The following is a 21,828-nucleotide window of genomic DNA, read 5'->3' on the forward strand; positions in this document are numbered from 1 at the left end:
AATGCTTAATTATTTCGCGTTATCTTGGTTCCACATGCGATCCGGGTTTTCTGCGATAGGCTGACGATGAGGTTGATACATCAGCCAGGCCGCGCGATCGCGGCCTGACTTCAGTCCATCAGGACGCGTCGTTTTGTTTCAGCGAAGGCAGCTTCGACACCAGGCGCAGGGAGACGGTCAGGCCTTCCAGCTGGTAGTGCGGGCGCAGGAAGAACTTGGCGCTGTAATAGCCCGGGTTGTCTTCAATCTCTTCCACCTGCACTTCCGCCGCGGCCAGCGGTTTGCGCGACTTGGTTTCCTGCGAGGAGTTGGCCGGATCGCCGTCCACGTAGTTCATGATCCAGTCGTTCAGCCAGCGCTCCATGTCGTCGCGCTCGCGGAAGGAGCCAATTTTGTCGCGCACGATGCACTTCAGGTAATGCGCGAAGCGGCAGCAGGCGAACAGGTACGGCAGGCGCGCGGAAAGCTGGGCGTTGGCAGAGGCGTCGGCATCGTAATATTCCGCCGGCTTCTGCAGCGACTGCGCGCCGATAAAGGCGGCGAAGTCGGAGTTTTTGCGGTGCACCAGCGGCATAAAGCCGTTTTTGGCCAGCTCGGCTTCGCGGCGGTCGCTGATGGCGATCTCGGTCGGGCACTTCATGTCCACGCCGCCGTCGTCGCTCGGGAAGGTATGGCACGGCAGGTTCTCCACCGCGCCGCCGGATTCCACCCCGCGAATGGCGGTGCACCAGCCGAACTCTTTGAACGAACGGTTGATGTTGGCGGCCATGGCGTAGGCGGCGTTGGTCCAGGTGTAGTTGCCGTGGGTCGCGCCGTCGGTATCTTCTTCGAAGTCAAACTCGTCCACCGGATTGGTGCGGATGCCATACGGCAGGCGCGCCAGGAAGCGCGGCATCACCAGGCCCAGGTAGCGCGCGTCTTCCGATTCGCGCAGGCTGCGCCAGGCGGCGTATTCGGTGTTCTGGAAAATCTTGGTCAGATCGCGCGGGTTGGAGAGCTCCTGCCAGGACTCCATCTGCATCACGCTTGGCGCGGTGCCGGCGATGAACGGGCAGTGCGAGGCGGCGCCGATCTTGGCCATTTCGCCCAGCAGCTCCACGTCCTGCGGGCTGTGATCGAAGTAGTAGTCGCCCACCAGGCAGCCGAACGGCTCGCCGCCGAACTGGCCATACTCTTCTTCGTAGATTTTCTTGAAGATCGGGCTCTGATCCCAGCCCACGCCTTTATAACGCTTCAGCGTGCGGCCCAACTCCTGCTTGGAAATGCTCATGAAACGGATCTTCAGCATCTCGTCGGTTTCAGAGTTGTTGACCAGGTAGTGCAGGCCGTGCCACGCGCCTTCCAGCTTCTGGAAATCGTCGTGGTGAATGATCTGGTTGATCTGCTGCGACAGCTTTTCGTCGATTTCCGCGATCAGCGCCTGGATGGTGCGGTAGGCGTCGGAAGAAACGGTGACGGTATTTTCCAGCGCCTGCTGCGCCAGCGTTTTCACCGCGTTCTCGACCGCTTCTTTGGCCTGATCGGTCTTCGGCCGGAACTCTTTGTTCAACAGCGCGCTGAACTCATCGCTGGAAAAAGTCTCGGTGGTTTGCAACGCATTCTGTTGCTGAGGCGAGTTGCTCATCGATTAATCCTCACGCTCGTTGTTGTCATCGTTAACCGCCGGCTTCGGCGCGTCGGTCAGGGATTTCAGCAGCGCCGGGTTTTGCAGGATCTTGGAGATCAGCTCCTCGGCGCCGTTTTTACCGTCCATGTAGGACAGCAGGTTGGAAAGCTGGGTGCGGGCGTCCAGCAGATTGTCCAGCGCGTCGACCTTGCGGGCGATAGCGGCGGGGGAGAAGTCTTCCATGCTTTCGAAGGTCAGATCGATGTTCAGCTTGCCTTCGCCGGTCAGGGTATTGTCAACCTGATAAGCGACGCGCGGCTTCAGCGATTTCATGCGCTCGTCGAAGTTGTCGACGTCGATTTCCATGAATTTGCGCTCCTCCACGCTGGCTTGCGGATCGACCGCTTTCCCCACCAGATCCGCCATCACGCCCATCACGAACGGCAGCTGGATTTTGCGCTCTGCGCCATAAATTTCGACATCGTATTCAATCTGTACGCGCGGCGCGCGGTTGCGGGCGATGAATTTCTGCCCGCTGCGGGATTTCGAGTTTGACATGATTTACTCCATCTAATGGCGATTGGGAACGCGCCTCGTCCGGCTGGGAGAGTCAGGTTCTGATTCGGGTCTGCGCAGGGGCAGACGGTATCGGGTGTCATCAAGAGAACAAAAGTCGGCGGCTAGCTGTTCTCCTCGTTGTCGGGGCGACCGAGAATGGTCTCCAGTTGGTTAAGCCCATCGGGCGCCAAATCGCGGACGATTTGCATAAAGTCCAGCGTAATCAGTCGCTGTACCCGATCGATCATCAGCGGCGCCGGGTGGCTTGGCTCATGAAGACGAAAATAGTTTTTCACCTTGTCCAGCATCAGCTGAGCGTCGTCGCGCGACTGGATCTGCGCGCTGCGCCAGTTGAGTGGGGCAGAGGCGCTCTGCACGGCGGCCGGTGGCTGCTCAGCGGCGGTTTCCTGTGTGGCGTCCGCTTCGGTGGCGGCCGGGGCCTCGCTCTGGCCGGCAAGCGCCACCAGCGAAAAGACCTTGGTCAGCGCGCTCATTTCCGGCAGCGCGCTTTCACCCAGATGGCGGGTGACTTCGCTGCGGATGGCGGCCAGGGTGTTGGCGATGTGCATCACCAGCGCGCCTTCGGGGCGATCCTGCTGCGCCAGCTCATCCTGCAGTCGTGCGCGGCCGCCGGGAAAGTTGGGGCACTCTTGCTTGCTGCCGTCGAGCAGGGCGCCGGCATCGCGCAGCGAGATTTCACCGGCGGCGCTTTTCAGCAGCGGCGCGGCGCGCACGCTGGCGGCCAGCGCGGCCTTGTCGCCAAGGTCGGCCAGCGCGTTGATGCGAAACAGCGGGTCGGCCTCACCGTCGAACTCCAGCGGCGGCTGCAGGGCATCCCAGTAGCGGAGTATCGCCTGGTGGATCAGCGTCAGCCCGTCGGCATAGCCAGGCAATCCGCGCAGCTGGGTCCAGGCGCGGGTGAGATACAGCATGACGCGCAGGTCTTTGGTGCGCGCCAGCAGCGAGCTTGCGAGGCGCTCGACCTGCACCCAGTCCGGCGCTTCTTCCGGAATGATGGTGCTGCCGAATTGCTGTTCGGCTTTGCCGGTGGCGGCGCGCGCCATGGCCAGAAAGTCGGCGTCGTATTCCAGGTTGTCGCCGCAGGGATTGTCCGCGTCAACCGGGGCCAGCAGGGTATCGGTGTCGATAGCCATAAAATTTCCTTCAACGAGCGATGTTAATCAAACATTTGCGGGTACTGGCCGCCGCGGCCGGGGCGCGCCCAGCCGTTGGGCTCGAACAGCAGTGAAAACAGCTGCACGGTGAGGTTGCCGCTGTGCACGTGGGTGTAGAGCGGGTGCCCATCGGCCTGATTGGTCCACCAGAAGCTGGTGTACTGCGCCGGATCGAAACAGTCGGCGGCCTGTTGCCAGCCGAGGCCCGGTACGTCCGGATGCTGGAACCCGATAATCGACAATATCTCGGAGTCCGCTTCCGCCGGCGGGCTGGGCAGCGCCGGGATCGCCTGCAGCGTGCGGTCGATCTGTTCGGCGGAGAAGCCGTTGCGCACGCCGTTCAGCAGGGTATGGCCGAGCTGTTGGTACCAGCTCGCCGCCATGTTCAGTTGTTGCGGGCGCCAATCCTGTTGGCTGAACAGGCGCAGCGCGCAGATGGGGTAACGCCGCCCGACGCGGTCGCGCGCCGGCAACAGGCAGCCCATCTGCACGTACTGGCTGCCGAGCGTGGCGGGGATCACGAAGTTCCACACCGGCGCGTTGCTGAACGGGTGATCGTTTGGCCCCTGCGCATCGCGCTGCAAATTCACCAGCCCGTTATGGAACCAGTGGGCCCAGTTGTTGATCACCGGGTCAGGCAAACGGCGTTGCAGGAAGTCACCGGCGGAAGGAAGTTTGCCGTACCAGCCGATGCTCGTCGGGGCGCTTGAATCAGTGCTCATGGTCATGTCCTTTCGGGGCTACGGGCACGAGAAGGCCGGCAGTTGGAACGGATTGCGAATGCTGTTGGGCGTGAACTCCAGCGTGACGCGGTGGCCGTCGAGATTGAACGTCGCCTGACGGCCGAGGCCGCCGGTGCCCGAAGACTGCGCCATATCCACCAGGCGGTTCAGCGCCCACGGCCCGCAGGTCACCAGGCTGGCGGTGGTGCCGTTGGCCAGCGCCAGCTGCAGATGCACCTGGTTGGTATTACGGGTACCCGGCCAGCTGACCACCAGCGGCACCTGCGGGCCGTGGCTGTATTTGAACAGCTGCCCGTCGATATCCAGCGTCAGGTTGAGGATGTCGTTATCCATCCGCACCGGCCGCACGGTCACGCGGTACGAGGGCGTCGCGGTACCGTTGGCGAAGAAGGCGTCGCGGATGCGCTGCGCCTGCTGGAACGAACGCAGGATGCCTTCGCCGCCGGGCAGCGTCTTGCCGTCCACGCCGGGGGTAAAGCGCCAGTTGGCGCGAGTAGTGTCGACCTTGCCCTGCAGGTTGTCGCGGAAGAAGCTGTCCATCAGCCCGCTGTTCGGCGCGAACATGCGCGCCAAATCGTCCGGCGTCACTTCCTGGCGCGCCCGGGCCACCAGCGGATAACGCCCGGCAATCGCCTGGCGACAGAAGCTGCCGACCTCGAAGCTGATGCGTTTTTTCACGTTCTCCATCTCTTTGCGCTGGGTGTCGCTGCTGGCGCCGATCGCCAGCGACAGCAGCATCTGTTTGAACGGCACCGGCAAGCGGCCGGACTCGGCCTGCAGGCGCGGGATGATGTCGCTCGGCGGCGCCGACATGCCGCTGTTGGCCGCGCCTTGCACCGCCGTCAGGTAGCTGTACAGCTCATCGACCTGTTTCAGCACGCTGTCGAAAGGGATCGCCTTATTGCCTTCGCCCTGGCTTTGCGCCAGCTCCAGCAGCGGCGCGAAGTGCGCCATCACCAGCTGTTCCGGCTGGGCCGACACGTCGCCGTCGGCGTTGGCCGGCCGGTTGGTGAACAGCGCCTCCAGCGTGCGGTTGGCGTTTTGATTCAGCCTGTCTTCGGTTTTGGCCAGCAGCGAGCGGGAATCGGCGTCGCTTTTCTCGTCGCGCAGGGTGACGTTTTTGCTGACGTTGACCAGCAGGTTGCGCATCGGCGACGGGTTGCCTGACAGCAGGCGCGCGCTGCTGATGCGTTGGGTCAGGTTGCCGATGTTGGCCAGTTGGATATCCCCCAGCAGCTCATCCCAGGCGCTGATAAAGTCCTGCATGTACAGCTGGCGGATGGTCTTGGTCAGATCGGCGCTCTTCTGCTCCGGCGTCTGGCTGTTCAACACCCAGACGTCTTCCTTGCGCAGGGTATCGGTCACCGGATCGATGTTGTCGTTGAACGCTTTCCAGTACCCTTGCGAGGTGAACAGGCCCGGCACGCCGTCGGTGACCGGTTTGCCGCTTTTGCGGCTGAACGCCAGCTCGGTCTGCGGGCCGGCCAAATCGACCAGGCTGACCGGCTTGATGTCGGTCTGTTTCAGCAGCAAGCGCTTGAGGCGGCCATAGACGCGCTGCGACAGCGGCGCCCGATTGATGGCGGCCTGCGCCTGCGCCACCAGCTGTTCATCTTTGGCGTAGGGCGAGGCCTGGATCTGCGCATCCAGCAGTTGGCTCAGGTGCCATTCGATCTGCTGCAGCTGTTTTTGGGTGCTGCCCTGCGGCAGGTTGCGCTGCAGGTTGAGCATCACCCAGGCGCGCAGGAATTTGCCGTCGTACTGCTTCGGCAGATACAGCATCTGGTAGGCCTTCAAAGCTTCATAGCTGAAGTCCGCGTCGCCGTGGTTATCGTTGCGCAGCGTGGTGGCGATCTGTTGCGCCACCTGCGGCAGCAGCAGCTCTTTCAGCGCTTTTTGATACAGGGCATTGCCGGCGTCACCGACCTGATCGCCGCGGAACAGCCCCATGCGGTAAGTGAACGGCGGATCGTCCAGCGAAAAGTTCTGGCTGTCCGGCAGGTGCAGCAGGCTGTTGAGGAACGGCAGCAGCGAGAACATGTCGCCGTTGCCCACCTGCGTCAGGTTTTGCCCCTGGCGCTCGACGCCGGGCACCTTGGCGGCCACTTCCGCCAGGTAGGCCTTGTTGTTGCCGTAGCTGGTGAACCAGAGCATCGCCAGCACCGCCAGGACCACCGCCAGCGCGATGTAACCCGCCCAGTGCAGGGCGCGGTTGCGGTATTCCCACCAGCGGTTGCTGCCCGCCAGCCCGGACTCCTGGAAGATCACCGATTCCAGCGTCTCTTTCAGGAAGAAGCTCTGGCCCTTGGCCGCCGGGATCGGCGTTTCCTGGCCCACGCTGTCCCAGGCCGCGTTGGCCTGCGCCCCTGAGTTGGCCGTCGGCAGCTGCAGGTAGCGGTTCAGTTCGCCCATCACCCGGTCGAACGGCAGCCCCTCTTGGGTGCCGCTGGTGAAATAGATGCCGCGCGGGGTAAAGCGGGTTTCAAAACTGGAGGTGGCGAACACCTGTTCCAGATAGTGGCCGAGCAGCGGGCGCAGCGCGGCGAATTCCTGCGGGAACAGATAGCTTTCGGCGCGTTGGCGCGCGTCGTGCTCCATCAGCAGCGTATCCGGCAGCGCCGCATCCAGCCGTTGTTGCAGCAGGGCGTATTGCTGTTCGAAGGCGGCGTTCAGGTTGAAGTCCGGCTGCCGCGAGCGTTCGTAAGGGAAGGTGAATCCCCATATCTGGTCGCGCTGCGCTTTGTCGAAGCTGCCGAAATAGGCCATAAAGCCATTGAGCAGGTCGGTTTTGGTCACCAGCACGTAGACCGGGAAGTGAATGCCCAGCTGTTCGTGCAGTTCGATCAGGCGTTTGCGCAGTGCGCTGGCCTGGGCGGCGCGCGCTTCGGCGCTGTCGCTCAGCAGATCGGCGACGCTGATGGTGACCATCACGCCGTTGATTGGCTGGCGGGTGCGATATTTTTTCAGCAGCGCGACGAAGCTTTGCCATTCGCCGGCGTCTTCTTCGCGCTGGCTTTCCTGGGTGGTGTAGCGGCCGGCGGTGTCGAGCAACACGGCGTCGTTGGTAAACCACCAGTCGCAGTTGCGGGTGCCGCCCACGCCGCGCAGCGCGGATTTGCCGAAGCGATCCGCCAGCGGGAAGTGCAGGCCGGAATTGACCAGCGCGGTGGTCTTGCCGGCGCCGGGCGCGCCGATGATCACATACCACGGCAGTTGGTACAGGTATTGGCGGCTAAAGCGGGTCATCCAGCGGTGTTTGCCGTCGCCCTGGCCCGGGGCGAAGCGCGCCTTTTTCAGCAGCTGCGCCGCTTCGTCGAAGCGCTGCGCCAGCTGATCGTCTTGTTTAACCTCGGGCTTGCCGTCTTCCGCCGGCACCGTTTCGGCGGCGCGCAGGTTGCTCAGCAGGCGGCTGTTGAACCAGGCGCTGTAGAGGCGCGGGATCAGGCGGCACAGGAACCAGATCAGGTAGATGACGCCAATGGCGATCTGGCGGTTGAGTTCCGGCTCCAGCGGGCGATAGTCGCCGATGGCCACCAGCGGGCCGATCATCCAGATGATGAACGCCAGCGCGGTAATGCCGACAAAGCCCCACAGCAGGCGGCTGGTGATGATGGAGAATAACGTACTGAGCATTACTTTCCGGTTCCTTGCGGCAAGCCGTTGATTTCCGCCTGGGTGTTTTCCGGGGCGACCAACAGCGTAATTTCTACCCGGCGGTTCAACGCGCGGTTCACTTTGTTATCGTTCGGCGCGACGGGGTTGCTCTCGCCGCGGCCCTCGGCCTTGACCCGCTGCGGGTTGGCGAGGTGTTTTTGCAAGCGGGCGCTGACCGCTTCGGCGCGCGCCAGCGACAGCTCCCAGTTGGAGGCGAAACGGGCGCTGCGGATCGGCAGGTTGTCGCTGTAGCCGGTGACCAGGATCTTGCCGCTGACGCCGTTCATGGCGGCGGCGATGCGGTCGATGACCGGGATATAGTTGGCGCGCACCGTGGTGGCGGCGGAGTCGAACAGCCCGTCGCCTTTTAGGATCACCACGCTTTGCTGCGCTTCGTCGCGCACCACCACCAGCCCTTCGGCGATCTCTTTGCGCAGGAAGCTTTTCAGGCTCAGCGTCGGCGGCGCGGCCGGCGCCGGGTTACCGATCGCCACCTGCGGCAGATTGGTTTGGTAAATCGCCGCCAGCACCGGGCTGGTGTTGTCGCCCAGCCGCCAGTTGAGGGCGATGAACAGCAGCGAAGCCAGGAAGCCGGTCAGCGCCACGCAGGCCCACAGCGGCACCAGCGGGCGCCACAGTTTTTGCTGTACCGGCAGATCCAACGCATGAGGCGACAGGGGAGGGGCGTAGCCGCCGCGCACCGTCCGGATCAGCTGTAGCAAGCGCTGTTTCATGGTTTCCAGCTGAGAACGGCCGTTTTCCATCACCCGATAGCGGCCTTCAAAGCCCAGCAGCAGGCAATAATTGATCAGTTCCAGCAGGTTGATGTGCTCACGCGGACTCTGCGACAGCTTGGCCAGCAGCTGGAAAAACTTTTCGCCGCCCCAGGTTTCGTTATGGAAGGTCACCAGCAGCCCGCTGCCGGACCACACGCTGTTGCTGCCCCACGGGGTCAGCGCCGCCGCTTCATCCAGCGCGGTGCACAGGCAATAACGCGCGCCGATGATCACTTCGTACGGCAGATTGGCGCGTTGGCCGCGGATCTCGAAGCGGCGCATTTCGTCGATCAGCTGTTGGCGCAGCTGCGCCGGGTTGGCGTGCGTGGCCGACTGGCGGATCTGCGAAATGGCGTTCAGCAGCGGGTTGGCGGCGTCCACCAGCGGATTGGCCGCCGGCGCCATGCTATTTTCCTGAGTCATAGGTTAACGGTCCGTATGGCTGCGAATCGCCCAAAATTCCATGTCCAGCCCCGGGAATTCGCCGGCCAGGTGCAGGGCGAAGGCGCTGGATTTTTCCATCTGTTTCCACAGGTCGCCGCCTTTTTCCAGCTCGAAATAGGTATAGCCGGCGTGATAAGGGATCTGGCGCGGCGCGACGGGCATGGTGCGCAGACCGATGCCCGGCAGCTGCAGCTGCACCAGATCGCGGATGCGCGTGACCGGGGCGATCTTCATTTGCGCCGGGAAGTGGGTCAGCAACACCTCGGCGGCCACGTCGGCGCGCACTGCCAAGACGAAACCGAAGTCGCGCATCATTTTGGTGTCCTGCACGGTGGCGACGTTCAACCCGTGGGATCGTTCGACCAGCGTCAGCTGAATGGCGTTGTCTTCCAGCACCACTGACAATCCTTGACGCAGCAACAGCATCAGCTTACCGAAGCACAGCGCCAGGTTGTCGTGGTCGTACACCGGCAGGCGGCCTTCCGGGGTGCGCTGCGCCGAGAAGCTGGCGAGTTCGGTGGCGAACTGCAGCCAATCGGCGAACAGGCGCTCCGGGTGCAGATGGTCGAGGTGGTAGGCATGGCTCACCTGACCGAGATGGCGGTTGATCAGCTGCAGCAGCATGAAATCGACCATTTCGGAACTGCCGCCGCGGCCCGGCTGCAGCAGGCGTTGACTCATCTGCTGGCTGCGCTGTTGCAGCAGGCCCTGCAGATCGTTGATGAAGGTCTTCAGTACCGGGTTGCCCTGGCAGTTCAGCATCGGCGGGATTTGCGCCGTATCAAGACGCAGGCTGTTGTCGCCGCGCTTTTCCAGCACGCGGGTAACGCCGAGCGCCGTCCATTCGGCGTTCAGCTCGCTCTCCAGCATCAGCCGCAGGCGCAGGCGGCCGAACTGCAGCGCCGCGCTGCCCACCGAGACGGCGTTGAGATCGTCGACTTCGTTCTCGTAGGCCAGATAGCGCGCCAGCGCTTCCGGGCTTTCCTGAAAGATCACGTCTTCACGCCCCGCGCGATAGGTCGGCAGAGCCAGCACCACGTTTTCACCGGTCTTGTTGTCGGCGATGGCCAGCGGCGCGGGCGCCTGCTGGGCGCCGGAGAAGCGAAACGGCGTGCCGTCCGGCATGATGCCGCTGGCGGCGTTGAGCGCAATCTTGCCCTGGCGCAGCAGCGTTTGGTCCAGATCCAGGGTCAGGAACCCCCAGAAACAGCCGCTGTGGGCCTGGCCCCAGTTGCGCATATAGCCTTCGAGATAGTTTTCCGCCTGCTGGAAATGGTGAGGGCGTAAAAACATCCCCTCAGTCCAGACAACCTTATGAGCATCTTTCATCATCACACCTATAGTTACTTCGCTTCAGCGCAGCGGTAGATCAGTCGACCTTTTTTACGGGGCGCAGGCCATTCACGCCCGCGACGATATGCGCTTCCAGCTCATCCGGCGAGAATTGCCATACCTTGTAGAAATTGGTTTCGGTGGGCTCCGGCAGCGGCAGCGAAATGCGCCAGGCCTTGCCGTCCAGGTTTTGATACTCGGCGATCACGCCGATGTAACGTGCGTCCAATGCGCTTTGCCCGCCGAGCGTCTTGCCGGTCTGGCCCGGCGTCAGGAAGAACTGATCGCTGTCCAGCAGGCTATTGCCGAGCACGCTTTTGGCGTCGTTTTGCAGACTGAAGAAGTCGGCATCCATGAATTCCGCATCCGAACGCAGCAGCAGCACGCGAATTTTTATCGGCGCCGGTTGCGCGCCGGCGGCGGCGTTGACCTGGCGATCGGCATCGAACACCAGGCTGTAGCGCGACGGCACGCTTTTGGCGGAAGACATGCAACCGCCGAGCGCCAACGCGCCCAGCAGCAGAAACAGCATCCCGCACCAGCGGGAAGCGATAGGGGTCGTCATCATGGGAATCTCGTCGCCCGCAGGCGTACTGACTACTGGAGGATCCAGGTGGCTGAGCCGGCGTTTTTACACGCCTTGCTGTCGCCGCCGACTTTGACGCAGTCCTGTTTGGCGGCGCGCGCGCGGCGCGGCAGATCTTTGCGCAGCGTTGATTTGTAGCGCGCTTCCGGCACGCCGGCGTTGGCCTGGATATAACCCACCAGGTCGCCGCCGCGAATGGCGGAGATCGCCAGCCAGTTGTTTTCCACTTCGCCCAGCGCGTAGAACGCGGCGGCGTTGTCCAGGCTGCCGACGGCGGTGCCGGTATAATCGGGGCTGCTCATGATGCTGGCGGCGTACAGGCTGCGGTATTCCTCACCGATCGGCTTGAACTGTTTCGGCGCGCTCACCGCGGCGCGGTGCTTTAGCGTGACGCCATTGACTTCACTGCTGACGATGGCGTCGTTATTGAGCGCCGGCGGCGGTGGCGGCGGGGTGGAGCAACCGGCAAGCGTCAGGGCGGTCAGCAGCGTCAGGGTAATCCGTGTTTTCACAATGTCCTCTTTTTCTTGATTGAATGGCTGTGTAATAAGGCGCCGTCATCAGGGCGCAAGCAGCAACACTTTTAATTGGCTCGGCACGATGCGCATGCCGAGCGCGTTGGTGGAATTCTGCAGGCTGAGGCTGGTCAACCGGGTGGCCGGGGTGCCTTTGAGCAGCACGGTAAAGGCGCCGGTCAGGTGGCGGGACGGCCCCATCACCGTGCCGGAAGCGACGCCGGTGGCCACGCCGGGGTTGTCGCCGTTGGTCAGGGGCGTCACCGTCGCCATGTTGTGCGCCGGGGTGCCGACGAACAGAATGTTGAACGCATTCGGGATGGCGGTCGGCGCCAGGGCGATATCCGGGTAAGGCACGGGCACCGGCGCCGGGCTTGGCGTCAGACAGACGTCGGGAAACGCCAGGTCCACGCCGATCATTTGGCTGTTGGCAAACATAAAGGCCTCCGCAGGTTATCCGACGTGGATTTGTTCCGAATCCAGCTTGGTGATGTCTTTCGAGGTAATCAGCGTGTTGCGCGCATGAATGCGGGCGTAATCTTCCGCCTGGTAATCCATCTGCCCGGCGCGCACGTGCTCGGTCTGGCGCACTTTGCGGAACAGCGAATGGCTGATCTGGCTGACCGAATGCCACAGCGACTCGCAGCGTTTGCCGACCAGGCGGCTGAGGCTGACGAAGGCCGACAGCTCTTCGCCGCTGTATTTCATCTTGTCGACGTGGCAGTCGCCGCTGTTCGCTTGCAGCGTCATGGCGTCGCCGCTCAGGTTCAGCGCCTGCGCGCCGTGCAGCGACAGCGAGCCGTTCGGCGTTTCAATGTGCAGATCGCCTGCGACGCAGAGCCGCGCCGCGCTTTGCGGCTCTGCGCGCTCAAGGACGGCGATCGCCCACAGCTGATGGCCGCAGCCGGCGACCAGCACGTTATCGCCGAGGGCCGGCGTCAGCAGGCAGCTCGCCGCCCGGCGGCAATGCCAGCCGCGGCCTTCGCACTCCACCACCAGGCTGCCGTCCGGCAACAGGTTGACGACCTGGCCGGCGGCCTGCTGGGGCGGTGCGATGTTGACGGCGCGAGTTGTGTTGGCAACGCTCATGGTGATCCCCTCGTGAAGTGGTCAATGCATTCAGATTCGGCTCTGGCGCTGTGCGCTCCAGGTTTCCGCGGCGTACAGTTCTTCGTCGCGCTCGAGGATCCCGCTGCGATCGCCCCAGCGCGTTTGCTGCTGGTGGGCGCGGTGCATGCGGGTGCGCATAAAACGCGCGCGCCGGAAATCGGCGGCGCCGATGTCGGCGTAACAGAAGTCGGCGTAGGTCAGGTCGCTGTCGCTGAAATCACAGCGCGCCGCGCGGCTGCGCTGGAACACGCATTGATACAGGCGCGCCTGGCTAAAGTTGGCGGCGTCCAGCGTCGCTTCGCTGAAGATCGCCTGATCGAACTGCCCGCTGCGGCACTGCGCGTGGGTCAGATTGGCCTCCAGCCACAGTGACTGCTGCGCTTGCACGCCCGTCAGGTTGGCGCGCAGCAGCGAAGCGCCCTTGAAGTTGCTTTGACGCAATGTCGCCTGGCTGAAATCGACGTCGTCCAGTTGGTTATCGGTAAACTGGCAGGCGATGAGGCGCTGCCCGGCGTAACTTTTGCCGCGGTGATCACATTCGAAAAACGTGACGCGGTCGAAATCAACCCCTTCAAACCTTGTTTCACAGAGATTTAATCGAAAGAACGTGACAAGTGACAGCCTCGTATGGCTTAAATCTGCGCCGTCGAGCGGGCTTTCGTAAAAGGTGGTGCGATCGTGCTGAGTGGCGGAAAAATTCGCGCCGGCCAATTGGCATGACATCCAGTGGCTTTGGTTGAGCGACAGCCGGCTAAAGTCGCTCTGTTCAAGCCGGCAACCGTTGAACATCGTCAGTTCGATATGGCTCTCGCTGAAGCGGCCGCCCGCCATGGCGCACTGATTGAAGGCCGTTTGCTTCAGGTTCGCCCGCGCAAATTGAGCGTGTTCGAGCCGGCAATCGCTGAAGACGCTGTCGCGCAGATCGCAATCGGAGAAGTTCACGCCGTTCAGGTTCAGTTCGTTGAACATGCCGCCGGCCAAATCCATACCGGCGAATGACAGGCCGTGCAAATCCTCACCGGCAATCAGCTCGCCGCGTTTCACGCGCTGGCGTATCTGCTCAGGTTTTGACGTCATACTTCCTTCCCGTTGTGGCGAGGCAAGGTTTTCACCCTGGCGGTATAGGCACCGTCGAGCCGGGTCGCCTGATCCACTTGCGACTGCGACAAATCGGCCCGGAACAGATTGGTGCCCTGCAGGTCGGCGCCTGACAGCACGCATTTTTGCAGGATCGCCGCGATGAAATTGGCGTCGCGCAGGTTGGCCTTGGACAGATCGCAGCGAATGAACAGGCTGCCGCTGCCGTTGGCCTGACGGAAATCGGCCTCGTTCAGCCGGGCTTCCGACAGGTCGCAGTTGTCGAGGCGCGCACGGCTGAAATTAGCCCGCTGCAACGGCATCTGGCGCAAATTGCACTGGTTCAGCGTCGCGTCGCTGAAATCCGCCTGCGGCAACAGCGTCTTTGCCGCGAAGGCGCAGGCGGTGAGGCGTGCGGCGCGGAAGCTGAGGCTTTGCGTCTCGGTATCAACCCAGGCGCAGCTCTCTAGCCGCGCCCGATCGAAGTTCACCGCCAGCAGCCGGCATTTGACGAAGCTGACTTTGTCGAGCCGGGCGTGGCTGAATGTCAGCTGCTCCAGTTGCAGCTCCATCAGCGTAATGTTGGCCAGCGTGGCGCGGTTGAAGTCACACTGCCCGAGCAGGGTTTCGTACCCCAGCAAGTCGCGTAACGACGCCATAGTGAAATCGCAGCGTTGAAACAACGTTTGCTGGATGTTGGTTTCGTGCAACTGCGCGCCGCCGAAATCCGTCGCTTCACATTTCGCCAGGGCTAAGGAGGCGTGGCTCAAATCGGCCTGCTGTAAGACGGCGCCGCTGAGATCGGCGCGCGCCAACATCGCCTCGCGAAGATCGCAACCCACCAATTGGGTTTGGCGCAGATCGGCGTTTTCCAGCAAAGCGCCGCGCAAGTTAGCCTGGCAGAGATCCATGCCGGACAGATCGGCGCCGGTGAGATCCAGGCCGCTGAGATCCTTATCGCGCAGCATGGCGGCGGCGACGCGTTGGCGAATGATTTGCGCCAGATCGCCACGCAGGCGCAGTGCAGGGCTTTGCGCCTGTGCCGACATTAAATACATTTGGTGCAGCGCGCGTTCGCTTTCCCCACGCTGTTTATCGCTAAATGCGTCAGGATGCCGGCGTGCCTCCTGGAACAGCAGATCGCGTTGCTGCTGGTAGCTTTCCGCACCGGATGGCGGCACATGGTCCCCACCGGGATTGAGCGGATCGATACCCTCGGCTTGCGTCAGCTTGAGCATGTCCTGATACTGCGCCTCGGCCTGGCTTTCCAGACGCTCGACGAATTCGGCGAGCTGGTCCAGCTTCGGCGGCGCCTCTTGCGACGGGCGCGGGAAAAGTTCATCAATGTCTTGTCCCTCGCGCAGCAGACGCTGGCGATGCTCTTCGCGTTGCTGGTGCTCGTAGGCGGCGATATTTTCCGCCATCGGGCTTTGCTGCGTCGGCGTTTCCGTATCCAGCCAGGCGCCGATGCACGCCTCCGGCAACAACTCTTGCTCACGAAAAGCGTGCAGAGCACCCCGTTCTTTATCCAGCCGCTGGGCCAATACCTGCCGATAATGCGCGGTGGTGCGGGGCTCGCCTTCGGTTTCCAGGGCCGGCATCAGCTGCATCACGTCGGCGGCATCGTCTTCATTGATGCGTGCGCTGCCCTGATAAATCAGCAGCATCTGTTCCCGATGGGGGAAGAACCAGACGGTGGTGTGGCGCATCGCGATCTCTTCGAAATGCGTTTCGCCGCCGCGCAGCCGGTTGATGAAGCAGCGCGCGCGCCACGGCGGCAAATGCCCTTGCTGCACCGGTTCTGAAGGGTGCATGTTCCAAATCCGATAGGCGGCCCGGGGCGGCAAGCTGTCGCGTTGAGGAAACTGCTGATCGCTTTCCGCCATGTTGAACAGGCGCCAGTCGATATCGTTGGCGAAGCCGGGAAAGCTGTTTTTCAACCAGTCGGCGTCGTAGTTTTTGCCGATGCGGGAGAAGCGGCGCGGCCAGGTGATATCCAACGCGTCAAAGCTTGCCGGTTGCGCGCTTTGCCGAGAAGACGCAAGGCGCCCCTGCAGGGGTTCAACATTGGGTAGACGATGGATGCGGCCTTGCGGAAATGTTTCTGGGGTGGCGCCGATGCCGTGCGGATTATCGGCGAACTGTGCGCCGCCGTAAGCCCGGCGCCAGTCCAGACGCATTTCTGCAAAAGGGAGGGGAGTAGAGGGACGATCGTTGATCCAATGGCGATCGCCGAAAACCACCAGCGTTTTTTCCAGCGAATCAAGCTGGATCTTCACGGCGCAAGCGGTTTTGTCTTGTTGATGATGGGTGTAGGCATTGCCGGTGGCGAGAAACTCCGCGCAGGCTTTTGGGATAGCCAAATCGAGCACGCCGCCGCTCAACGTGAGTTCGTCGGCGGCCAACTGCCACAACTCCGGTTCGGGACGCAGGCGCGGGGCGGCCCCCATGTCGGCCAAGGCCAAAACGGAAACGCCCAGATGGTTTTGCCCTTGCCAAGAGAAGGGACGATGAAGCGCGCTGAGGCGCAGAGGTTTTACGACTTTCATTGTGTGTGTAAAGCTTCCTGTGGATATCAGCCGGCAGCCAGGCTGCTTGCTCAAAAACAATCCGTTTTTCGGTTTAATAGATATCAGGCTATGTCACAACAGATGAAGAAAACGATGCGGCGTTCAGAGCCGATCGCCAATGCGGGGAGCGCCCCGCTTCGAAATGGATGATCAAGAGGACAGTGCGTTGTCCTTTCCGCTTATTCCACGAGCCAGCAGCACGGCGGCCACGGACAACGCCGCGGCGATCGCCTTGGCGATCAATTGGCCGGCGCTCTCCAGGTGATAGGGCGCAAAGAAGCCGATGTCATTGGTGCCCAGGATCAGCAGCGCGGCGAGCGCCGCAAAACAGGGCAGCTCTATCGCCAGCGCCAGTCTGCCGGTGGGCGCCGCACCCAGGTAACTCATCAAAAAGCCGGGAAAAATCAGCAATCCGATCAGTTCTGCGGGGGCATTTACCGCAGACATCACCTGCTGGTTGTATTTCAGGAGCGCCAGCATCAGCGCGACAAAGATCAGCAGCCGCACAGGCAACGTGGCCGCTCGGTTGGCCGACAAAAAGGTTTTGCCGATCGCAGCGAGCAATACGCAGCCAACCAGGATGCCAAAGAAGGTAAACAGGACTTGTCCCCAGAGGCTGTCCTGCGTCGAAAAGGCAATGAACGTGCCCATCGTGACACTTCCTTATGCAAGGTGATTTCGCGAACTGATGAACGGTAAGCCGTTTACGGAACGTTGAAATCGGATCGCGTGATTGAAGGGATGCTTTTCGCTCAAAGCCGGGAAAGCTCTTCGATCACCGCTTTTTTGGGATTCTTCGGATCGTACTTTATCGCGATGAAATGACCCGGCTGATAACGCGGCAGATCCACGACGCTGATCGGGCCTTTCGCCACGGCCGTATGGTTTTTCCCGTCTTGGGCGATGTACTTGACTTCGACTTCGCAGACCGGCCGATTCCCGTCCCACAGGTTGGTCTGGCGAATGCTGACGATTTGCCCTGAGGCAGAAATACCGTTCTCCATCACGCTGAGGGAAGAACCGATATGTTTGAAATAACCCCAGATATCGACCGTGATGAATTTGAAAAAGCCCACCAGGCTGAGAATGGGAGCCAATAAAATCAAACCGATAACGGTGAAAACATTTTTGGCCTTCGACATGGGAGTCCCTTTACAAGAAGATCGCCAGCGCCTTGGTGCTCAATCGTAAGGCACCGTTGGTCACCAGCGCGCCAAGCTGCGTGAACGTCATGGGATCATTACTGAGCTTGAAATTGGTTTTGCTGATCGACAGCGGGTTGTGCGAGATATCCAGCATCGTGTGTTTCAGGCTGGCTCCTGTCAACGCAAGATTTGAACCGTAAAAGGCGAAGTTGGCCCCGGTCGCCACCCATTTCAAGCCGTGGCAGTTATCTTTCCAGCTCGGTGTCTGCACCGATACGCCGTCCGCGCTGGTGATATTGATCGTTTTCGCCTTGATGGTCAGCGTGCCGGTGATCGTGGTGCTCTGATCGTTTTTGTAGGTCTCGGTGACATCCCCGGTTACGGTGGCGGTTTGGCCGCCGCCTTCAATCGTCAATTCCTGCCCGCCGGAGGTGATGTTGACCGTCTGCCCTTGCTTGATGGTGCTGGTCTGTTGCCCCTCGGTAATGTCGAGGGTCTGGTTGCCTTTCACCGTGACATGCTGGGTTTGCGTAATGTTTTGCGTCTGCGCGCCGTCGAGCTTGAAGGACTGATTGCCGGTGATGTCGATTTTATCGCCGCCGTCGATAATCGTCAGGTCGCGGCCGCCTTTGATGTTCACCGTCTGGTGAGCGTTCAGGTTGGCGGTTTCCAGCCCATTGACCGTTGTGGTGCGTTTCGCTTTGTACAGGAACGTGGCGTCGCCGGTGACGGTGTCGTCCTGCTGGCGACCGATGGTGGTGGTGCGACTGCCGTCAATATTGACGTTCTTGTCGTTTTCCACCGTCATGTTCATGTTGCGTTCGGCGTGCATGTCGAAAGATTCGTTGCCGGGCGAGTCTTCCAGGAACAGGAAGCTGGCGTTGTCGACGCCGCCGCCTTTGCTGCGGCTCATAAAGCCCATTTTGGTGGCGTCGCCGGGCAGATCCCACGGAGGCATGCTGTCTTCGTTGTAAACGCGGCCGGTGATGATGGGGCGATCCGGATCGCCGTTGATAAAGTCGACCACCACTTCCTCACCGACGCGCGGGATCTGGATCCCGCCGTATTTCCAGCCGGCCCAGGCGCTGGAGACGCGCACCCAGCAGGAGCTGGTTTCGTTGCCGCTGCCGTGGCGATCCCAACGGAATTTGAGTTTCACCCGGCCATATTTATCGGTCCAGATGCTTTCGCCTTCCGGGCCCACCACTTCGGCAGTTTGCGGGCCATGGGTTTTCGGCCAGGGCGTGGTGCGCGCCGGGCGCCAATTGATATCCGCCGGAACGACCTGAAATTCGGTTCGCTGTTCGCCGACGTCGTTATCGTTGCTGGCGTAGCTGTTCTCCTGCATGAAGTAATGTGCGCTGACCACCAGGTAGGTGCGGTTGTCTTCCATACGCGGCGCCTGGGTCAGTTGAAAACGATAGCCGGGCGCAATGCCCTGCGAATTGCCTTCGCCGCTCATCTGCTCATGCTGCGCTTCGAACTCCTGTTGGCGCACCTTGACGTAAAACTGGCCGTGGGCGTGATCGGTATAACGCCCGGGCCAGTCGAACACCTCGGCTTTGTCCTGTGCGAAGGAGGCAGGATTCTGCCGGGCCTCCAGCAACCGTGCGCGCGGTTTGCGAAAATCGTAGTCATCCAGGCTATACAGGCTGGGCGTGATGGCGTCCGAGACGCTCCAGCTGTTGATGCTGTCCTTGTTTTCCACCAGGCCGCCTTCCGCGAGCTGATAGGGGATGCTGGCATAGCCGGCGAGTTCCTGATGGGCCGCCGGCGCGTCAGCCAGCACCAGCGTATGGCCGTCTTGCTGGTGCGTGAAATAGTAATAGATGCCTTCGTGTTCCATCAGGCGGCTGATGAAATCGAAATCGCTCTCCTGGTACTGCACGCAGTACCCCCAGATGCGGTAGTCGTAACTCAGACGGTTATCGATCTTCACCTGATACTGCCCCAGCACCTGAGTCAGGATGTCGGGAACGGTCTGTTCCTGGTAGATGCGAAAATCGCGGTTTTGCGTCAGATACCACAGCGTGGGGCGCAGCACGGCGCGGTAGATATAGTAACGGTTGCCGCCGGCTTCTCGTCCGGAGAGGGTCATGCGCGTGATATTGCCGTTGAGATAACGCGGCGCCAACGGATTGCCCCGCAGTTCCAGCGTGATTTTTTGTCCCAGCAGCGCTTTCAGATCGAGGCGATTGTCAGGGCTGAGCAGCTCGACGTCGAATTCGAACAGCCCGGCCAGTCTTTCCTCACCGGAAAGGCTTCTGAACAACAGCTGATTGGCGGGCAAAGGCGTGTGCGCAATGATAAGGCGATCCATACTATATCCCCGGTTTAGGCATAGCTACCGCACGAGATTTGACGCGCGATCCCGATGGCGTATCTGTCACGAATTGAGACAGGGGCTGACGAAAGATTTAACAAAGTTTACACAAAGGCACGATTTGTGCAGTCTACAATAGAGCTCTGCATTTGCAAAATAGCCTTGTGGATCAATGCTCAATTCGTTAACTCGCTCACGATCTGGTTTTTTATTATCTAAAACATATAGATACGCGCAGATCTTTTTTTATCTCAAATTATTGGGTAAATGGTAATACCAAATAATAAATCTGTAACACTTAAGTCAACGTGTTTATAAAACAACTCTTTTTTTCCGTGAAAAAAGTCACTGAGTATTTTTTATCCTTACCATTCGTTAGTTAAAGATGATCAAATATATAAATTTACCGAATGTTAATTCGGATGATTCCTATTTGGCCGGCGTGAAAAGCCCGCGGTGCGGGCCTCCGACGGTGAGTCTGAATGGTTGATAAAGCAGCAATTGATGCGGTTAGCGCGGAAGGGGATCGAGGGAAAGTCGGCTTATCAGGTCACAGAGCCAGATTAAGGCCGGGTCGCGTTGCGCCTGTCGGCCGGCGATCAGCTCAATGGGGAAAGGCGCGATGGCCAACTCCTTAGGCAGCGGGAGAATGCGTACGCGTTGCGGATCGGAAAAACGCCGGGCCACGCTGGCGGCCAGGGTGGCGATCAGATCGCTGTCGGCGACCACCGCCGGCAGGGCGACGATGTGCGAAAAGGTCACGGCAACGCGCCGTTGACCGCCAATTTCCGCCAGACGCCGGTCGACCAACCCTCTGGCAGAGCCGTCGTCTGCCGGTGCGTACAGCCCATGCGGCAGGCTGAGGTAGCGCGCCAGATCCCAGCGGCCATCCGCCAGCTGTGGGTGTGAACGGCTGGCGATACACACCAGATGTTCTTCAAACAACGTGCGCACATAGTGGCTTTCCGCACCGGAAAGGTGCCCTCCCAGCGCGATATCCACCTCGCCGCGATCCAGTTGCCGGTAAATATTGTGGCGATCCAGGCGCGAAACGCGAATATCGATGCCGGGTGCGGCCTGACGCAATCGACTGATGATGGCGGGCAGCAGCAAGATATCGGCATAGTCGCCGGCCGCCAGCGTAAAACGCCGCTGCCCGGTGGTGGCCGGGTCGAAACGGGCAGGGGGCGCCAACGCCAGATGGATCTGTTCAAGCACCCGCTGTATTTGCGGCATCAACTGGTGGGCGCGCGGCGTTGGGGCCATGCCGCCGCCGCTGCGAACAAACAGCGGATCGTTCAGAAGAATGCGCAGCCGCGCCAATGCATTGCTGACGGAAGGTTGCGCGCGGTTAAGACGCCGGCCTGCGGCGGTGACGTTGCGCGTCTGATACAACGCCTCAAACACCACCAGCAAGTTGAGATCGACGCTGGATAAATTCATTTTATGAATACTCTATATACAGATAATCCATTTCCAGAATCATACTGCGTTCTTTAGGCTGGAAGTACACGAATTTAGCCTTCAATCAGGGGAAATGATGAACAAAGTTTTGATCACCGGCATTGAGCCATTCGAGGGTGATGCGGTGAATCCTTCCTGGCAGATTGCGCAGGCGTTGGCCGGTGAGCATATTGCCGGCGCGGAGATTGTGGTGCTCGAGCTACCTTGCGTATTGGGCGTAGCCAATCAGCGGTTGATCGCGGCGATTGAGGCATTGCAGCCGCTGGCGGTGATTTGTCTGGGGCTGGCCGGCGGCCGGGCCGAGATATCCCTGGAACGGGTAGCCATCAATCTGATCGATGCCCGCATTCCCGACAATGCCGGTAAACAACCGATTGACGTGCCGGTGGTTGCCGGCGGGCCGGTGGGCTATTTCAGTACGCTGCCCGTCAAGGCCGCGGTGCAGCAACTGCGCCGGCAGGGGATCCCCGCGGCGGTCTCTTATACGGCGGGCACCTACAACTGCAACCACATTTTTTATGGTCTGCGTCACTATCTGGAGACGCAGCATTCGCGGGCCAGAGGCGGGTTCGTGCATATTCCGTACAGCCATGAACTGGCGGCAGCGCACCCGGGCAAGCCGAGCATGGCACTGGCGACGATGGTGGAAGCGGTGCGCACTGTCGTTCAGGTGACGCTGACGGTAGAGGAAGATGTGCGATTCGGCGACGGCGCCGTACATTAAAAGCAGAGCGCGGCGTACCACGCCCT

18 protein-coding genes are annotated in these 21,828 nt (G+C 61.1%); 1 reads left to right on the plus strand and 17 read right to left on the minus strand.

The window, feature by feature from the left end; translation table 11 throughout:
• Window positions 1-118: 118 nt before the first annotated feature.
• From tssC to L085_RS13800, 17 genes are all read right to left on the minus strand, one after another.
• Window positions 119-1,624, minus strand: coding sequence for a type VI secretion system contractile sheath large subunit (tssC, locus tag L085_RS13720; protein ID WP_004934958.1), 1,506 nt, complete (start codon window positions 1,622-1,624; stop codon window positions 119-121).
• A 3-nt stretch (window positions 1,625-1,627) separates the two neighbouring features.
• Entirely contained in the window at window positions 1,628-2,164 is a 537-nt protein-coding gene (gene tssB / locus L085_RS13725; protein WP_015378282.1) for a type VI secretion system contractile sheath small subunit, read from the minus strand.
• Window positions 2,165-2,286: 122 nt separating this feature from the next.
• Window positions 2,287-3,318, minus strand: coding sequence for a type VI secretion system protein TssA (gene tssA / locus L085_RS13730; RefSeq protein WP_044031001.1), 1,032 nt, complete (start codon window positions 3,316-3,318; stop codon window positions 2,287-2,289).
• 23 nt (window positions 3,319-3,341) lie between these two features.
• On the minus strand, window positions 3,342-4,061 hold the full coding sequence (gene tagF / locus L085_RS13735) for a type VI secretion system-associated protein TagF (RefSeq protein ID WP_004934950.1): 720 nt from the start codon (window positions 4,059-4,061) through the stop codon (window positions 3,342-3,344).
• 18 nt (window positions 4,062-4,079) lie between these two features.
• The gene (gene tssM / locus L085_RS13740) at window positions 4,080-7,715 is read right to left on the minus strand and encodes a type VI secretion system membrane subunit TssM (RefSeq protein ID WP_044031002.1); all 3,636 of its coding nucleotides are present in this window, start codon (window positions 7,713-7,715) and stop codon (window positions 4,080-4,082) included.
• Window positions 7,715-8,917: a DotU family type VI secretion system protein gene (locus L085_RS13745; protein ID WP_004934945.1), complete on the minus strand. Its 1,203-nt coding sequence runs from the start codon at window positions 8,915-8,917 to the stop codon at window positions 7,715-7,717. Before L085_RS13745 ends, tssM begins: the two co-directional genes overlap by 1 nt.
• 21 nt (window positions 8,918-8,938) lie before the next feature.
• Entirely contained in the window at window positions 8,939-10,285 is a 1,347-nt protein-coding gene (tssK, locus tag L085_RS13750; RefSeq protein WP_044032048.1) for a type VI secretion system baseplate subunit TssK, read from the minus strand.
• Between the two features lie 40 nt (window positions 10,286-10,325).
• On the minus strand, window positions 10,326-10,856 hold the full coding sequence (tssJ, locus tag L085_RS13755) for a type VI secretion system lipoprotein TssJ (RefSeq protein WP_015378277.1): 531 nt from the start codon (window positions 10,854-10,856) through the stop codon (window positions 10,326-10,328).
• A 29-nt stretch (window positions 10,857-10,885) separates the two neighbouring features.
• A complete protein-coding gene (gene tagV, locus L085_RS13760) occupies window positions 10,886-11,386 on the minus strand; it encodes a type VI secretion system accessory protein TagV (RefSeq protein WP_033632731.1) in 501 nt (166 codons plus the stop codon).
• 48 nt (window positions 11,387-11,434) lie between these two features.
• Window positions 11,435-11,827 carry a DUF4150 domain-containing protein gene (locus L085_RS13765; protein WP_004934933.1) on the minus strand — a complete coding sequence of 131 codons (393 nt, stop codon included), beginning with the start codon at window positions 11,825-11,827 and terminating at the stop codon, window positions 11,435-11,437.
• Between the two features lie 15 nt (window positions 11,828-11,842).
• Window positions 11,843-12,478 (minus strand): DUF3540 domain-containing protein, encoded by a 636-nt coding sequence (locus L085_RS13770; RefSeq protein ID WP_044031003.1) that lies wholly within the window; start codon window positions 12,476-12,478, stop codon window positions 11,843-11,845.
• Between the two features lie 30 nt (window positions 12,479-12,508).
• Window positions 12,509-13,576 carry a pentapeptide repeat-containing protein gene (locus L085_RS13775; protein ID WP_021504098.1) on the minus strand — a complete coding sequence of 356 codons (1,068 nt, stop codon included), beginning with the start codon at window positions 13,574-13,576 and terminating at the stop codon, window positions 12,509-12,511.
• Window positions 13,573-16,125, minus strand: a complete 2,553-nt coding sequence (locus tag L085_RS13780) for a DUF2169 domain-containing protein (RefSeq protein ID WP_044031004.1) — start codon at window positions 16,123-16,125, stop codon at window positions 13,573-13,575. Before L085_RS13780 ends, L085_RS13775 begins: the two co-directional genes overlap by 4 nt.
• Window positions 16,126-16,296: 171 nt before the next feature.
• Complete coding sequence (locus tag L085_RS13785; RefSeq protein ID WP_015378272.1) at window positions 16,297-16,797, minus strand: hypothetical protein; 501 nt, start codon at window positions 16,795-16,797, stop codon at window positions 16,297-16,299.
• A 101-nt stretch (window positions 16,798-16,898) separates the two neighbouring features.
• Window positions 16,899-17,288, minus strand: coding sequence for a DUF3592 domain-containing protein (locus L085_RS13790; RefSeq protein WP_004934914.1), 390 nt, complete (start codon window positions 17,286-17,288; stop codon window positions 16,899-16,901).
• A 10-nt stretch (window positions 17,289-17,298) separates the two neighbouring features.
• On the minus strand, window positions 17,299-19,611 hold the full coding sequence (tssI, locus tag L085_RS13795) for a type VI secretion system tip protein TssI/VgrG (protein WP_044031005.1): 2,313 nt from the start codon (window positions 19,609-19,611) through the stop codon (window positions 17,299-17,301).
• A gap of 513 nt (window positions 19,612-20,124) precedes the next feature.
• Window positions 20,125-21,057: a LysR family transcriptional regulator gene (locus L085_RS13800; protein WP_044031006.1), complete on the minus strand. Its 933-nt coding sequence runs from the start codon at window positions 21,055-21,057 to the stop codon at window positions 20,125-20,127.
• A gap of 97 nt (window positions 21,058-21,154) precedes the next feature.
• Here L085_RS13800 and pcp point away from each other — a divergent pair, with 97 nt between their 5' ends.
• Entirely contained in the window at window positions 21,155-21,802 is a 648-nt protein-coding gene (gene pcp, locus L085_RS13805) for a pyroglutamyl-peptidase I (RefSeq protein WP_004934904.1), read from the plus strand.
• Window positions 21,803-21,828: the final 26 nt, after the last annotated feature.

Origin of the sequence: Serratia sp. FS14 (assembly GCF_000695995.1) — a bacterium.
Taxonomy (GTDB): Bacteria; Pseudomonadota; Gammaproteobacteria; order Enterobacterales; family Enterobacteriaceae; genus Serratia; species Serratia nematodiphila.